General features: G+C 64.0%; 11 protein-coding genes. 3 read left to right on the top strand and 8 right to left on the bottom strand.

What is annotated here, in order from left to right; all coding sequences use genetic code 11:
- Positions 1 to 103 precede the first annotated feature (103 nt).
- The 3 genes from ACK59Z_RS08550 to ACK59Z_RS08540 are packed head-to-tail and all read left to right on the top strand — an operon-like array spanning position 104 to position 5,573.
- Positions 104 to 1,342, top strand: coding sequence for an exonuclease SbcCD subunit D C-terminal domain-containing protein (locus tag ACK59Z_RS08550; protein ID WP_108190911.1), 1,239 nt, complete (start codon positions 104 to 106; stop codon positions 1,340 to 1,342).
- On the top strand, positions 1,339 to 4,983 hold the full coding sequence (locus tag ACK59Z_RS08545; RefSeq protein ID WP_108190912.1) for an AAA family ATPase: 3,645 nt from the start codon (positions 1,339 to 1,341) through the stop codon (positions 4,981 to 4,983). Before ACK59Z_RS08550 ends, ACK59Z_RS08545 begins: the two co-directional genes overlap by 4 nt.
- A complete protein-coding gene (locus ACK59Z_RS08540; protein WP_019752178.1) occupies positions 4,980 to 5,573 on the top strand; it encodes a glutathione S-transferase in 594 nt (197 codons plus the stop codon). The genes ACK59Z_RS08545 and ACK59Z_RS08540 overlap by 4 nt, the downstream gene beginning before the upstream one ends.
- A gap of 72 nt (positions 5,574 to 5,645) precedes the next feature.
- Here the strand turns inward: ACK59Z_RS08540 and ACK59Z_RS08535 are convergent, their stop codons facing one another.
- The 8 genes from ACK59Z_RS08535 to ACK59Z_RS08500 form a co-directional block, all read right to left on the bottom strand.
- Positions 5,646 to 5,822, bottom strand: a complete 177-nt coding sequence (locus ACK59Z_RS08535) for a hypothetical protein (RefSeq protein ID WP_012053237.1) — start codon at positions 5,820 to 5,822, stop codon at positions 5,646 to 5,648.
- 122 nt (positions 5,823 to 5,944) lie between these two features.
- Positions 5,945 to 7,075 carry a lactonase family protein gene (locus ACK59Z_RS08530; protein WP_003247230.1) on the bottom strand — a complete coding sequence of 377 codons (1,131 nt, stop codon included), beginning with the start codon at positions 7,073 to 7,075 and terminating at the stop codon, positions 5,945 to 5,947.
- Positions 7,041 to 7,331 carry a DUF5629 family protein gene (locus ACK59Z_RS08525; RefSeq protein ID WP_004577427.1) on the bottom strand — a complete coding sequence of 97 codons (291 nt, stop codon included), beginning with the start codon at positions 7,329 to 7,331 and terminating at the stop codon, positions 7,041 to 7,043. Before ACK59Z_RS08525 ends, ACK59Z_RS08530 begins: the two co-directional genes overlap by 35 nt.
- Before the next feature lie 151 nt (positions 7,332 to 7,482).
- Positions 7,483 to 9,882 (bottom strand): RND family transporter, encoded by a 2,400-nt coding sequence (locus ACK59Z_RS08520; protein ID WP_003247228.1) that lies wholly within the window; start codon positions 9,880 to 9,882, stop codon positions 7,483 to 7,485.
- Positions 9,879 to 10,919 (bottom strand): WD40/YVTN/BNR-like repeat-containing protein, encoded by a 1,041-nt coding sequence (locus ACK59Z_RS08515; RefSeq protein WP_409292786.1) that lies wholly within the window; start codon positions 10,917 to 10,919, stop codon positions 9,879 to 9,881. Before ACK59Z_RS08515 ends, ACK59Z_RS08520 begins: the two co-directional genes overlap by 4 nt.
- Positions 10,920 to 11,190: 271 nt before the next feature.
- On the bottom strand, positions 11,191 to 13,848 hold the full coding sequence (pepN, locus tag ACK59Z_RS08510) for an aminopeptidase N (RefSeq protein WP_409292784.1): 2,658 nt from the start codon (positions 13,846 to 13,848) through the stop codon (positions 11,191 to 11,193).
- 13 nt (positions 13,849 to 13,861) lie between these two features.
- Positions 13,862 to 14,692, bottom strand: a complete 831-nt coding sequence (locus ACK59Z_RS08505; RefSeq protein ID WP_003247225.1) for a DUF2797 domain-containing protein — start codon at positions 14,690 to 14,692, stop codon at positions 13,862 to 13,864.
- Positions 14,689 to 14,949 (bottom strand): YeaC family protein, encoded by a 261-nt coding sequence (locus ACK59Z_RS08500; RefSeq protein ID WP_003247224.1) that lies wholly within the window; start codon positions 14,947 to 14,949, stop codon positions 14,689 to 14,691. The genes ACK59Z_RS08505 and ACK59Z_RS08500 overlap by 4 nt, the downstream gene beginning before the upstream one ends.
- Between the last annotated feature and the right edge of the window lie 6 nt (positions 14,950 to 14,955).

Below are 14,955 nucleotides of genomic sequence, written 5' to 3'. Positions count from 1 at the left end.
ACGAACACCTGCCCCCCAATCCCTCGCCCTGCACCCCGAACCCTGCTTGGGTTACCATACCGCCCTTTCTCCGCTTGCCCGACTCGACACCAACAGGTCATCCATGCGTCTGTTTCATACCTCCGACTGGCACCTGGGCCAAAGCCTGCACGGCCAGGAACGCGACTTCGAACACGCCTGCTTCCTCGACTGGCTGCTCGGCCAGCTGCGCCTGCGCCAGCCGGATGCGCTGCTGATTGCGGGCGACATCTTCGACACCGTCAACCCACCCGTCAAAGCCCAGGAACGCCTCTACGACTTCATCGTCCAGGCCCATGAGCAACAGCCCAAGCTGGACATTGTGATGATCGCCGGCAACCACGACTCCGGTTCGCGCATCGAGCTGCCCGCCGCACTCATGCGCCGCCTGCGCACCCATGCGTTGGGCCGTGTGCACTGGCTGGACGAGGGTCAGCTGGATGCCGAGCGCCTGTTGATTCCGTTGACCAACGGCCGGGGCAAGGTCGCTGCCTGGTGCCTGGCCCTGCCCTTCCTGCGGCCGGCCGAAGTCACCGGCCCGCAGCTGGGTGACGATTACCTGCAAGGCATCACCCAGGTGCACCAGCAACTGATCGCCGCCGCCCTGAAGAAACGCAAGAAAGACCAGGCGCTGATCGCCATCAGCCACGCGCACATGGCCGGTGGCGCGGTGTCGGAGGACTCCGAACGCAACCTGATCATCGGCAACGCCGAGGCGCTACCGGCCAAGCTGTTCGACAAGGCTATCAGCTACGTCGCCCTGGGCCATCTGCACAAGCCGCAGAAGGTCAACCGCGAAGAACGCATCCGCTACAGCGGCTCGCCAATCCCGCTGTCGTTTGCCGAAATCAACTACCCGCACCAGGTCCTGGAAGTGGAGCTGGACGGCAACGGCCTGGTCAGCGTCGAGCCACGCCCCGTACCACGCGCCGTGGCCCTGCAACGGGTGGGCCCGGCACCCCTGGGCGAGCTGTTGCAGCAACTGGCCGACCTGCCCGTGGTCGACCTGCTTGAAGACCCCAACCGCCAGCCCTGGCTGGAGGTGCGGGTGATGCTCGACGAGCCGCAACCCGACCTGCGCCAGCAGATCGAAACCGCGCTTGAAGGCAAGGCGGTACGGCTGATCCGCATCAGCGCCGAGTACGCCGGCCGCAACAACGCCGAGGACGATGACCTGGCCTTTGTCGAGCTGGCCCAGATGACCCCGCAAGACCTGTTCAGCCGCGCCTGGGAGCAAGCCTACGGCAACCCCGCCGACGAGCAGGCGCTGGCCGACTTCGCCCTGCTGTTGCAGGACGTGCAGCAGGAAGAGGAACAGCCATGAAGATTCTCGCCATCCGCCTGAAGAACCTGGCATCGCTGGCCGGCCCGATCGACATCGATTTCACCGCAGAACCGTTGGCCAGCGCTGGCCTGTTCGCCATCACCGGGCCTACCGGTGCTGGCAAGAGCACCTTGCTTGACGCCCTGTGCCTGGCGCTGTTCGGCACCGTGCCGCGCCTCAATGCCATTGGCCGTGAGGCCAAGGTGCCGGACGCCGACGGCGACATCCCCACCTCCGACCCGCGCAACCTGCTGCGCCGTGGCACCGGCAGCGGGTTTGCCGAGGTCGATTTCGTCGGCATCGACGGCCGCCGCTACCGCGCCCGCTGGGAAGCCAACCGCGCCCGCGACAAGGCCAACGGCAAACTGCAGCACAGCCGTCAAAGCTTCTACGACCTCGACAGCGAGCAAGTGCTCGGCAGTGGCAAGAACGAATACAAGCAACTGGTCGAAGCCCGTCTGGGCCTGAACTTCGAACAGTTCACCCGTGCGGTGATGCTGGCCCAGAGCGAGTTCGGCGCGTTCCTCAAGGCCGACGACAAAGACCGTAGTGAGTTGCTGGAAAAGCTCACCAACACTGCGATCTACACCCGCCTGGGCCAGCGTGCCTTCAGCAAGGCGCGCGAAGCCGGCGAGGCGCACAACGCCCTGAAAGAGCGCGCCAGCCACCTGCTGCCGATGGCTGCCGAAGCCCGTGCCGAGCTCGACCAGCGCCTGGAGCAGGCGCAGCAGCAGTTCAAGGCCGACCAGGCCGGCGAGCGCCAGCTGGAGCAGCAACGCAACTGGCTGAATGAGCAATGCCAGCTACAGGCCCAACACACCGAAGCCAGCACCACGCTGCAGGCCGCCGAACTGGACTGGCAACAGCTGGCCGAACCACGCCTGGACCTGGCACGCCTGGAGCGCCTGGCCCCACAGCGTCACCAGTTCCACCGCCGACAGGCCCTGAGCGCACAGCTGGCGCCAGTGGCCGCGAAAATGGCCGAACAGCAACAGCAGCAAGCCGAACTGCAGGTGCGCACCCGCGAGCTCGAACAGGCGCTGGACACTGCGCGCCAAGCGCTTGCCGACCGCCAGGCCGAGCACAGCGAGAACGCGCCGCGCCTGCGCCAGGCCTTTGCCGCCCAGGACAGTCTGGCACGCCTGGACCAGGAGCTGGCCGCCCAGCGCAGCATCGGCCAACAGGCGCAACAACAGGTCGCTGACGGCCAGCAGCAACTGCAGCAGCTGGAAGACAACCAGCAGCGCAGCGTGCAGCAACTGGCGCAGATCGACACCGCGCTTGCCGACAGCCAGCACCTGGCGGGCCTGGCCAATGCCTGGCACGCCTACCTGCCGCAACTGAAACAGGTGATGCTGATCGGTGGCCGCCTGACCAAGGGCCGAGAAGAGCTACCCGGCTTGCAGGCCCAGGCCAGCCAGGCCAATGCGCACCTGCAGGCCGAGCGCGACGCCTACGACCTGTTGTTCCGTGAAGCCAAGGCCGAACCCCAGGCCCTGGCCGAACAGATCGACCTGCTCGGCGGCATGCTGCAGGACAACCGCAAACAGCAGCGCGCCGTAGAAGAAATGTCACGCCTGCACGGCCGTGAACAGGAGCTGCGCCAGCAGCTGGATGCCCTGCGCGAACGGCAGCAGCAGGCCATGCTGCAACGCCAGCAACTGATTACCGAAGGCACCGCCGCCAAGGCCGAGCTGGAGGCCGCCGAGCAGGCGTTGATCCTCACCCGTCAACTGCTGGAACGGCAACGCCTGGCACGCAACACCAGCGTCGAAGAGCTGCGTGACCAACTGCGTGACGGCGAACCCTGCCCGGTCTGTGGCAGCGCCGAACACCCCTTCCATCAGCCAGAAGCGCTGCTGCAGAGCCTGGGTCGCCATGACCAGGCCGAAGAGCACGCCGCCCAGAAGCAGGTCGAAACGCTCAACAACAAGCTGGTGGAGCTGCGTACCCAGCTGGGTGTGGTCAATGCCCAGCTCAAGGACTTCCAGCAGCAACAGCAGCAACTGGGCGAACAGTTGCAACCGCTGGTGGCTCAGGTACAGGCACACAGCCTATGGCCAGCCCTCGCCCCGCAGGACGACAAGGCCCGTAGCACCTGGCTCGACAGCCAGCTGCGTCGCCTGGATGAAGAAATCAGCCAGGACGAGAAACGCCAGAGCGCCCTGCTGGCCCTGCAAAAAGACGCCGCCCGCCTGAACCAGCAGTTGCAGGCGGCCCACGACGCCCAGCAACAGGCCCAGCGCCATCTGGAGCAACAGCACCAGGCCCTGGCCAACGATGAGCAACTGTTGCAGCAAGGCCTGAACGACCTGGCCGGCGTACTGCCAGAGGAAGCGCTCAAGGCCCTCAACGACGACCCGGCCAATGCCTTCCTCGCCCTCGACCAGCAGATTGCCCAGCGCCTGCAGCAACTGGAACAGCGCAAGGACGAACAGGAAGAACAGCAAGCCCGGCAAGCTCAGCTGGACAAACTGCGCGATCAGCAACAGGCGCGCGTGCAAGGCCTGCAGCAGTTGCAACACACGCTCGCGGCCCTCGACGAACAGCGCCAGCAGGCCCAGGCGTCACTCGGCGAGCTGCTAGGCGAACATGCCAGTGCCGAAGCCTGGCAGCAGCATATGGAAGCCACGCTGGAGCAAGCCCGCGCCCTCGATGCCGACACCGCCCAGCGCCTGCAAGATCTGCGCACCCAAGGCGTGCAACTGGCCAGCGAGCTCAAGGCCAATACCCAGCAACAACAGGCACTGGATGCCGAATGCCAACAGTTGCAGGCCCAGATCGCCCAGTGGCGCAGCGAGCATCCGGAACTGGACGATGCCGGCCTCGATCGCCTGCTGGGCATGGATGACGCGCAAGTCAATGAATTGCGCCAGCGTTTGCAAGGCGCGGAAAAAGCCATCGAGCAGGGCCGCGTGCTGCTGCAGGAACGTGAGCAGCGCCTGCAACACCACGCCGCACAAATGACCGTGGACACCTCGGCCGAAGCCTTGGAACACGCCCTGACCGAGGTGCGCGGGCGGCTGGTCAACCATGAGCAGCAGTGCGCCGAATTGCGTGCACAACAGGCCGACGATCAGCGTCGCCAGCAGGCCCACCAGGCGCTGGCGGCAGAAATCGAACAGGCCCACCAGCAGTGGCAACGCTGGGCCCGCCTCAATGCCCTGATCGGTTCGGCCTCCGGTGATGTGTTCCGCAAGATCGCCCAAGGCTACAACCTTGATCTGCTGCTGCACCACGCCAACGCCCAGCTACGTCAGCTGGCCCGTCGCTACCGCCTCAAGCGCGGCGGCAGCGCCCTTGGCCTGCTGGTGCTGGACACCGAGATGGGCGACGAACTGCGTTCGGTGCACTCGTTGTCGGGCGGGGAAACCTTCCTGGTGTCGCTGGCCCTGGCGCTGGGCCTGGCGTCGATGGCGTCCAGCACCTTGCGTATCGAGTCGCTGTTCATCGACGAAGGCTTCGGCAGCCTCGACCCCGAGTCGCTGCAACTGGCAATGGACGCCCTCGACGGCTTGCAAGCCCAGGGCCGCAAAGTGGCGGTGATTTCCCACGTACAGGAAATGCACGAGCGCATCCCGGTCCAGATCCAGGTGCGGCGCCAGGGTAATGGCCTCAGTGACGTGGAGGTGTGCGGGTGATCCTCTACTCGTTCCGCCGCTGCCCGTGGGCCATGCGTGCGCGCCTGGCCCTGCGCTATGCCGGCTGCGAGGTGGAAATCTGTGAGGTGGCGATGAAGAACAAGCCGGCAGAGCTGCTGGCCTTGTCGCCCAAGGGCACGGTACCGGTGCTGGATACCGGTGCCGAGGTACTGGAAGAGAGCCTGGACATCATGCGCTGGGCGCTGACGCAAAACGACCCGCAGGATTGGCGGCTACAGGCCAACCCTGCGGCTGCGCAGCAGGCTGAAACACTGATTGCACGCAATGACACCACGTTCAAGGCGCACGTGAACCTGTACAAGTATGCCGAACGTTACCCGGAGCATTCCCGCGAGCATTACCGCCAGCAGGCCGAGGCCTGGCTGGCGGAGCTCGAAGGCTTGCTGGTGGGGCGGGCTTACCTGCTGGCCGACCACCCGAGCCTGGCCGATGCCGCGTTGCTGCCCCTGATGCGCCAGTTTGCCGGGGTCGAACCGCAGTGGTTCGCCGAGGCGGCTTATCCGCGTGTGCGGAGCTGGCTGGAGGGGTGGCTGGCTTCGGAGCTGTTCAGGTCAGTGATGGCCAAATAAGTTCACGCGATACCTTGTAGGAGCGGCCTTGTGTCACGACGCAGGCCGCTCCTACAGGACACCGCACAAGGCTCAGTGGTGGTGCTTGCCACTCAGGGCCGCATGGAAATGGGCGCTCTGGCGCAGGTACTGCTCGGTGTAGCTGTGGGTGGCAGAAGCCTTGCTGCTGTCGGCATGGGCATGCGCTGGCAGGACGACCGATGCGGAAATGGCGGATGCGGCAATAACCGGGAAGAGATTGAAGTTCATCTGGGCTGACCTCGACGGCGGTGGTTTGACGGTGGCCCTTTTGGGCCTTGGGTCAAACTTACGCCGCCGAGGCCGCACGCAAAAATTCATTGCGGCAGTACCGATTATCACGCTGATCGATATCACTCGATGAACTTGAGGTCCGAGGGTGCATCCTGCTTCAGCGTCTGCACCGTCTCCAGCAGCTTGCCACTGCGCGGATCGCGACGTATCACCACGATCTGGTTGCTCTTCTGGTTGGCCACCAGCAGGAAGTTGTCACTCGGGTCCAGGGCAAACTCCCGAGGGTGATCACCTTCTGCCGGGCGACGCTGCAGGAACGTCAACTGGCCGTCCTGCTTGCCCACGCTGAACGCCACAATTTCATTGGCCGTGCCACGGTTGCTCACGTACAGGAAGCGCCCGTCCGCCGACAGGTGCAAGCCACCTGCTGCCTTCGCTGCGGCCTCCTGGCGCTCGGTCAGGGGTAAGCGCTGGCGTTCAACCAGGTTGCCGTCCTGCACATCGAACATCACCACCTCGGCGTTCATTTCCAGGGTGAGGTAGGCGTGCCGGCCCTTGGCGTCGAACAGCAAGTGACGCGGACCGCTGCCCGGCGGCAAGGCCACGGACGCAGGTATCGCCGCTGTCAGCGGGTGGTCCGCACTGGCACCGTCGTAGCGGTAGATGAACACCTTGTCGGCACCCAGGTCGCTGGCATACAGGTGCTGGCCATCCGGCGACAGCACCAGCGAATGCACGTGGGCACCGGCCTGGCGCTCAGGGTTGACCCCGCTCGCCTTATGCCGGGCCTGTTGCACCACGGGCTTGAGCGTGCCGTCCTTGGCCACCGGGATCACCACCAGGCTGCCACCGGGGTCGGGGTTGACCGCGTAGTTGGCCACAAACAGGTAGCGCTGGTCACGGCTGAGGCTGGCGTGGGTGGGCTCGTCGCCCTGGGTGACCACTTGGTTGAGCGGCTTGATTTCGCCGTTGCTGCTGATGCTGAAACTGCTGGCATGGCCCTGCGGGGTCTCATTCACCGCGAACAGCTGACGCTGGTCGGCCGACAGCACCAGCCACGAAGGGCTGACGCTTTTCACCACCTGCAAGGGCGTGGGGCCGATTTGGCCGGCCTTGTCGTCGAAATGGTAGCGGTAGATACCCTGGCTGGCGCCATCGGTGTAGCTGCCGACCAGCAAGGTGGCGGCGTGGGCAGAGATTGTCAGGCTCATCAGGCTAGCGGTCAGCAGGCTCGTCCAGGTCCGGTTCATCTTGGTCATCATCCGGGGCACGAAAGGCACTCATACAGACTAGCCGATGCTCGCCGTTGGCATCGTTGAGTTGCCATTCATCGCCGGTGGCGATAGCGGCGGCGACTTGTTCGGGGGTGAAGGACCAGCGGCGAAGCTGGCGGCCGTCCATGCATTCGACGGTGAGACCGGATGCGTCGGCGGTGAAATCGAAGGCGTGCAGGCCGTCAATCAAGAGCATGTCGCAGGACTGCAGGGCGGTGGCGAGGGGGGACATGGGGGTACCTGTGGAAGATGTGGCGGCATTATAACCCTGGTGCTGCTTTGCAGCCCAATCGCGACACAAGGCTGCTTCTACAAGGGCACGCGAACCTAGTGGAGGAGCGGCCTTGTGTCGCGATTGGGCCGCAATGCGGCCCCCTTCCGATTCAATGGGCGAAAATCGACCCCCCCTCCTTGCCCACCATCTTCTCCGGCTTGATCAGGAACCGTGCCAGCGCCGGCAGCAGCCACAGCGCGCCAAACATGTTCCATAGCAGCATGAAGGTCAGCATCAGCCCCATATCAGCCTGGAACTTGATTGCCGAGAAGATCCAGGTGCACACGCCGATGGCCAGGCACAAGCCAGTGAACAACACGGCTTTACCCGTCGAGCGCAGGGTCTGGTAATAGGCCTCCTGCAACGGCAGCCCCGCACGCAGGAAGCTCTCCAGCCGGCTGTAGATGTAGATGCCGTAATCCACGCCAATCCCCACCCCCAGCGCCACCACCGGCAAGGTCGCCACCTTCACCCCGATGCCCATGTAGGCCATCAGCGCGTTGCCCAGCACCGAGGTCAGCACCAAGGGCAGCACGATGCACAGCGTGGCGGCGAACGAGCGGAAGGTGATCAGGCACATCACTGCCACGCAGATGTACACCAGGATCAGGATGGTCAGCTCGGCCGACTTGATCACTTCGTTGGTCGCTGCCTCGATACCGGCGTTGCCCGCCGCCAGCAGGAACTGCAGGCCTTCCTTGTCATGGCTGTCGGCAAACGCCTTGGCCACGGCGGTGACGCGCTCCAGCGTTTCAGCCTTGTGGTCATTGAGGAACACCAGCACGGGTGCCAATGAGCAGTCGCCGTTGTAAAGGCCGTCAGCCCGGGCGATGGAGTTGTTGAGGATGTCCGGGTTACGCGACAGGGTTTCCCATTTCAGGCTGCCCTCGTTCATGCCCTTGATCACCTGCTTGGAAACGGTGACCAAGGAAATCGCCGACTGCACGCCAGGGGTGTTTTCCATGGTCCACATCAGCTCGTCGATCGGCGCCATGGTCGAGTGGACCGAGCACTTCTCCGACGGCGTCTTGACCATGATCACCAGCACATCGGAACTGGTCGAGTAGTTGCTGATGATGAAGTTGTTGTCCTGGTTGTAGCGTGAGTCGGGGCGCAGCTCCGGTGCGCCCTGGTCGAGGTCGCCGATCTTCAGGTTCTGGCTGTACCACAAGCCCCCGGCGAAGGCGAGCAGCGCCAGCACCACCGACACCGGCGCCACCTTGGCACTGGCGAAGTTCGACAACAGGCGCCAGAACGGGTGCTCGCGGGTCGCGTCTTTCTTGCTGCGCTCGATGGCCTTCTTGCTGATGCCCACGTAGGAGATGGCCACCGGCAGCAGGATCAGGTTGGTGAACACGATCACCGCCACGCCGATGGAGGCGCCGATGGCCAATTCGCGAATCACCCCGATGTCGATGATCAGCAGGGTAATGAAGCCCACCGCGTCGGCAAGGATGGCGATCATTCCCGGCAGGAACAACTGACGGAATGTGCGCCGGGCAGCGGTAAGGGCGTTGTCGGCGTCACTCGACTGCAGGGCGATGCCGTTGATCTTCTGCACCCCGTGGGAAATGCCGATGGCGAAGATCAGGAACGGCACCAGCATCGAGTACGGGTCCAGGCCAAAGCCCACCGCATGCATCAGCCCCAGCTGCCAGACCACCGCCACCAGCGTGGTGATGAGCACGGCGACAGTGCTGCGGATGCACCAGGTAAACCAGTACAACAGCACCCAGGTGATCACCAGGGCGACGCCGAAGAACATCGCCACCATCACCAGGCCATCGATCAGGTCACCGACCTTCTTGGCAAAGCCGACGATGTGGATTTTTACATTGGGGTTCTGCGCCTGGAACTTGTCACGGATCTTCTCTTCCAGCAGGTGAGAGAACTGCTGGTAGTCCAGCTTCACCTGTTTGCCCGGGTCCTGCGGGTCGGGGTAGCTCTCCAGCAGCGGCACGTCGACGATGCTGGACTTGAAGTTGTTGCCTACCAGGCGCCCCACCTGGCCTGACTTGAGCACGTTGTCGCGCAGGGTATCGAGGCTGTCCTGCGACCCGTTGTAGGTGTTAGGGATGACCTCACCACCGGAAAACCCCTCTTCGGTGACCTCGCTCCAGCGCACGCTGGGGCTCCACAGTGACTTCAGCCCGGCCCGATCGACACCCGGGATGTAGAACACTTCGTCATGGATCTGACGCAGGGTCTCCATGTAGTCCTTGTCGAAGATGTCACCGTTCACCGCCTCCACCGAGATGCGCACGGTGTTGCCGAGGTTGGCCAGGTCGTTGCGGTGCTCCATCATCTGCTCGATGAACGGATGCTGCAGTGGGATCATCTTCTCGAAGCTGGTGGAGGGGCGAATCTGCGTGGCCTGCCAGAACAGGAAAATGCTGACCAGCACGCACAGGGCGATGACCACTGGGCGGTTGTTGAAGATCAGACGTTCGAGCAGCGTGGCCTTGTCCTGGTGATGCGGGTGCATGGCAATGCTCTCCCTGCTGGTCATGGGCGCACCTCCCGGGCAGCCTGATCAGCCCCTTCGGCGCTGGCCAGGTGTACCCCCCCCTGCCCCACCAGCAGCAGGCCGCCGTTGGCCAGGCCACTGACGCCGGCCAGGGCCAGGCGGTCGGCACGGTTGTACACGCTGAAGGTCTGGCCGTCGTCCGTGCTGCGCAGCACGCTGCCACCATTGCCGACCAGCACCAGGCTGCCATCATCGACAAGCGTAGCGCCTGCCAGGCCGAACTCCAGGGTACCGCGCGCGGCCTTGAGTTCGATCGGCTGCCAGCTGTCACCGAAGTCGCTGGAGCGGAACAGGTTGCCGCGAAGGCCGTAGGCCAGCAGGGTCTGCGGCTTGGCGGTGCCGATCACGCCGAACAACGAGCCCTCGTAGGGGCCCTGGACCTTGGCCCAGGTCTGGCCGTTGTCGGTGGAGCGGAACATGCCGCCCTGCTCACCCACGATGAACAGGCCGGCATCGCGCACGTGGGCGATACCGTTCAGGTGCAGCTGGTCCGGGTTGTCCAGCCGCTCGGCCACATCCTGCCAGTGCTGACCACCATCGGTGGTTTCCAGCAAGGCACCATAGGCCCCCACGGCAAAGCCGTGCTGGGCGTCAAGGAAGGTGACATCGAGCAAGGGCGCTTCACGGGCGAGGTCTTCGAACTGCTTGCTCCAGGTGGCGCCGCCGTCGCTGCTGGCGAGGATCTGCGCGTCATGGCCGACGGCCCAGCCACGCTTGTCGTCGAGGAAAAACACAGCAGTGAGCAATTGCCGGGTGGGTACCCGGGCCTGGGTCCAGGTACTGCCTTGGTCGTCGGAGAACAGAATGTGGCCGCGATCACCCACCACCACCAGGCGCTTGCCGGCATGGGTGGCGTCGATCAACAGGCTTTGGCTGGCCTTGGCCGATTCGGTGGAGTATTCGTCGGCGGCCGCGGCCTGGGCGCTGTCTGCCCACACCCCCAATGCCAATGCCAGCATCGCGCTGGCTGCCCATGGCCAGGCACCACGCCTGGCTGGCGTACGCAACGGTTCCCTCATGACTGCCCCCTTGTTGTGTTCTTTTTGGTGGGTCAATGCATTGCAGGCTTTGCAAAAAGCCTGATCTAGAGGCCTGCAATCGCTTGAGGGGATCGTAGCGGGGATGTTTGCGGGAAGACAACGGGCGGGGTGTTATGTTTTGTTGTCGGCCGGGGAAAGCCGGGGCCGCTGGGCGGCCCTTCGCGGGTAAACCCGCTCCTACAAGGTTACGCCCCCCTGTAGGAGCGGGTTCACCCGCGAAGGGCTGCAAAGCAGCCCCAATTCACAACAATTACGCCAGACTCTTGCTCACAACCTCATACACATCACTGGACAACTCACCCGAAGCCAGAATCCGCTCCAGCTCACCCTTCATCAGCGCCTGACGCGCATCGTCATACTTGCGCCAGCGGGTCAGCGGTGCCAGTTGCCGCGAGGCAATCTGCGGATTCAGCGCATTCAGCTCGATCACCAGGTCCGCCAGGAAGCGATACCCGGAGCCATCGGCAGCATGGAAGTTGACCAGGTTCTGCCCGGCAAAGGCACCGATCAGCGCACGCACCTTGTTCGGGTTCTTCAGGGTGAAGGCCGGGTGTTGCATCAATGCCTTGACCCGCGCCAGCCCACCCGGCAGCGTGCTGGCCGCCTGCACGCTGAACCATTGGTCCATGACCAGCGGGTTGTCCTTGAAGTGCTCGGCAAAGGCCTCCAGCGCTTTGGCGCGCTCGGCCTCGAACGGCGAGTTGACCAGTACCGCCAGCGCGGTAAGGCGCTCGGTCATGTTGTCGCAGTGCTCGAACTGCTCCAGGGTCGCGTCCAGCACCTGTTGCTTGCCACTCTGCATCAGGTACGACAGGGCAATGTTCTGCAGGCTGCGGCGGGCAAAGTGCTCGGCCGAGGCCACATAGGCAGTGCTGCGCGACACTGCACGGTTGGCCTGGTAACGCGCCCACAGGGCGTCGAACAAGTGTTCGGCGATCTGCTGGCGTGCGAACTCGCGGGCGGCGTGGATGGCGTCGACGTCGGCCACCTGGCTGATCTCGGTAAGGTACGCCTCACCTGGCAGCGAGAGCATTTCGGCCACCATGGCAGGGTCCAGCGATTCGTTGCCCAGCACAGTGCCCAGGGCGGTGATCAGGCGCTGGTCGAGCTTCAGGGCTTCACCGCGCTGATGCTGGCCGATCAGTTCCTGCAGTACCTGCACCGACAGCTGCTGGCCCGCTTCCCAGCGGTTGAAGCCGTCGCTGTCGTGCTGCATCAGGAACATCAGCTGGTCGCGGTCATACGGGAAGCTCAGCTTCACCGGGGCGCTGAAGCCACGCAGCAGCGACGGCAGCGGCTTGGCCTGAATGCCCTGGAAGGTGAAGGTTTGCTCGGCCTCGGTCACCGACAACACGCGGCTGGTCCCTTGAGCGGCGTCTTCGCCCGCCAACTGCAGCGGCAGGTCATTGCCGGCGGCATCCAGCAGGCCGAGTTCCACCGGGATCACGAACGGCAGTTTCTCGGCCTTGTCCGGGGTCTGCGGGCAGCTCTGGCGGAACGTCAGGCTGTAGGTCTGCGCGGCGGCGTCATACGCCTCGCTGACCTCCAGACGCGGGGTACCCGCCTGGCTGTACCAGCGCTTGAACTGGGTAAAGTCGACGCCGTTGGCGTCTTCCATGGCCTTGATGAAGTCGTCGGTGGTTACCGCCTGGCCATCGTGACGTTCAAAGTACAGGTCACTGCCTTTACGGAAGCCTTCGGTACCCAGCAGGGTACGGACCATGCGCACCACTTCGGCGCCCTTCTCGTAGACGGTCAGGGTGTAGAAGTTGGAGATTTCGATGAAGCTGTCCGGGCGCACCGGGTGGGCCATGGGGCCGGTGTCTTCGGCGAACTGGTGGGTGCGCAGGTAGGCGACGTCTTCGATGCGCTTGACCGTGCGCGAGTTCATGTCGGCACTGAACTCGGCATCGCGGAACACCGTGAAGCCTTCCTTCAGCGACAGCTGGAACCAGTCACGGCAGGTGACACGGTTGCCCGACCAGTTGTGGAAGTACTCGTGAGCGACCACCCCTTCGACGCGCTGGTGCGCAGCATCGGTGGCGGTTTCGGCGCGGGCCAGCACACAGCTGGAGTTGAAGATGTTCAGGCCCTTGTTTTCCATGGCGCCCATGTTGAAGTCATTGACCGCAACAATCATGAAGATGTCCAGGTCGTACTCGCGGCCATAGACTTCTTCGTCCCAGCGCATGGACTTTTTCAGGCTGACCATGGCGTGGTCACACTTGTCGATGTTCTCGGGCTCGACGTAGATGCGCAGGGTCACCTCACGGCCGGACTGGCGGGTGAAGCTGTCTTCAACGCACCACAGGTCACCGGCCACCAGGGCGAACAGGTAGGCCGGCTTCATGAACGGGTCTTCCCAGGTCGCCCAGTGGCGGCCGTCTTCGGCCGGCCCGCTGCCGATCGGGTTGCCGTTCGACAGCAAGACCGGGTAGCGATGCTGCTCGGCGATGACCGTGGTGGTGAAGGTGCTCATCACGTCCGGGCGGTCGAGGTAGTAAGTGATCTTGCGGAAGCCCTCGGCCTCGCACTGGGTGCAGAACATCTTGCCCGACTTGTACAGGCCTTCCAGGGCGGTGTTGCTTTCCGGGTGGATCTTCACGCTGGTATCGAGGGTGAAGCGCTCGGCCTTGGGCTGCACGGTCAGGCTGTCGGCGTCGAGCCGGTAGTCGCCTGGCTGCAGTTCCTGGTCATCCAGGGAGGCGCGCAGCAGTTCCAGCTGCTGGCCATCGAGTTCCAGTGGCGGCAGGCCGGCACCGCGTGCCGGGTTGCGGCGCATGACCAGTTGCGCGTGAACCAGCGTGTGGTCCTCGAACAGCTCGAAGGTCAGGTGCGTCTCGTCGATCAGGTACTCCGGCGCCTGGTAATCCTTGAGGTAGATCACTTGCGGTTGTTCGGTACGCATGTGCAGGTCCTTTTTACTGGAGCACGGCCAACTGGTAGGCCGTGTACTTGCGAATATTGATCACACCGGTGTCGAAGATCAGGTACTGGCCCTTGATGCCCAGCAGCGTGCCCTCGGCCACCGGGTCCTTGTCGAGGTTGAAGCTGACAATCTTCTTCGGGTACGCCTCGACCGGGTAGTTCATCTGCACCACTTCGGCGTCCGGCAGCGGCTGGATCGCCTGCAGGCCAAAGCGCCCCTGCAGTTCGCGCAGGCCGTCGGCGCAGGCTTCGAAGACCTGCTCCCGGATGGCCGGCAGGTCGAGCACCTCGGCATCGCCCTTGAGCAGCGCGCGCCAGTTGGTACGGTCCGGCACCTGGCTGCGCAACACGTCTTCAACCAGGCCCGATTGCTGCCGGGTGGCCACGCGCATGATCGGCAACGCCTGGCTGGCGCCCTGGTCGAGCCAGCGGGTGGGCAGCTGGGTGGCACGGGTGATGCCGACCTTGATCCCCGACGAATTGGCCAGGTAGACGACGTGGTCGGTCATGCAGAACTGTTCGCCCCACGACGGCTCCCGGCAGGTGCCGGCGTCGTAGTGGCATTTTTCCGGGGCCATGATGCACACATCGCACTGGGCCAGCTTGGTCATGCACGGGTAGCAGTAACCCTGGCTGAAGCTGGTCTTGGTGCGCTTGCCGCAATGGCTGCAATGAATGGCGCCGAGGTATTCCAGGCGCAGGCGCTGGCCGATCATGGGGTTGACCGGCACCTGCGTGTCATCCAGGCGGAAGCTGTACTGCACCACCGGTGCCTGCAGGCTTACCGCCATCTTGCTCAACGAGCCACGTGCGAGTTCGATCAATGTACCGAGTCCGACTTGAACAGAATGTTGGCGATGGGCGCGGACTTCGACGCGCATTCCTGAGGGCCCATGTAGCCGGTGCGCTGGTCTTCAGGCAGGTTCTTCATCTCCCAGGCGATGACCGCCTGCAGCGACAGCTCTTTCTGCTCGGCGGTGAGCTTGCGGCCATCGGACCATTTGCCGATTTCCACGGCCAGTTTCAGGCTCTGGTAGATTTCCGGGGTAATGTTTTCAATCATTTGCGCGAAAGTGGACATAGTGTC

Source organism: Pseudomonas sp. KCJK9058 (genome assembly GCF_046230975.1).
GTDB lineage: Bacteria > Pseudomonadota > Gammaproteobacteria > Pseudomonadales > Pseudomonadaceae > Aquipseudomonas > Aquipseudomonas alloputida.
This window is presented reverse-complemented; position numbering and strand designations above follow the sequence as displayed.

Coding starts and splice junctions, on each gene's coding strand:
- pepN (WP_409292784.1), bottom strand. CDS start 13,848: ATGCGTACCGAACAACCGCAAGTGATCTACCTCAAGGATTACCAGGCG.
- ACK59Z_RS08525 (WP_004577427.1), bottom strand. CDS start 7,331: ATGTCCCCCCTCGCCACCGCCCTGCAGTCCTGCGACATGCTCTTGATT.
- ACK59Z_RS08520 (WP_003247228.1), bottom strand. CDS start 9,882: ATGACCAGCAGGGAGAGCATTGCCATGCACCCGCATCACCAGGACAAG.
- ACK59Z_RS08515 (WP_409292786.1), bottom strand. CDS start 10,919: ATGAGGGAACCGTTGCGTACGCCAGCCAGGCGTGGTGCCTGGCCATGG.
- ACK59Z_RS08550 (WP_108190911.1), top strand. CDS start 104: ATGCGTCTGTTTCATACCTCCGACTGGCACCTGGGCCAAAGCCTGCAC.
- ACK59Z_RS08535 (WP_012053237.1), bottom strand. CDS start 5,822: ATGAACTTCAATCTCTTCCCGGTTATTGCCGCATCCGCCATTTCCGCA.
- ACK59Z_RS08545 (WP_108190912.1), top strand. CDS start 1,339: ATGAAGATTCTCGCCATCCGCCTGAAGAACCTGGCATCGCTGGCCGGC.
- ACK59Z_RS08530 (WP_003247230.1), bottom strand. CDS start 7,075: ATGAACCGGACCTGGACGAGCCTGCTGACCGCTAGCCTGATGAGCCTG.
- ACK59Z_RS08500 (WP_003247224.1), bottom strand. CDS start 14,949: ATGTCCACTTTCGCGCAAATGATTGAAAACATTACCCCGGAAATCTAC.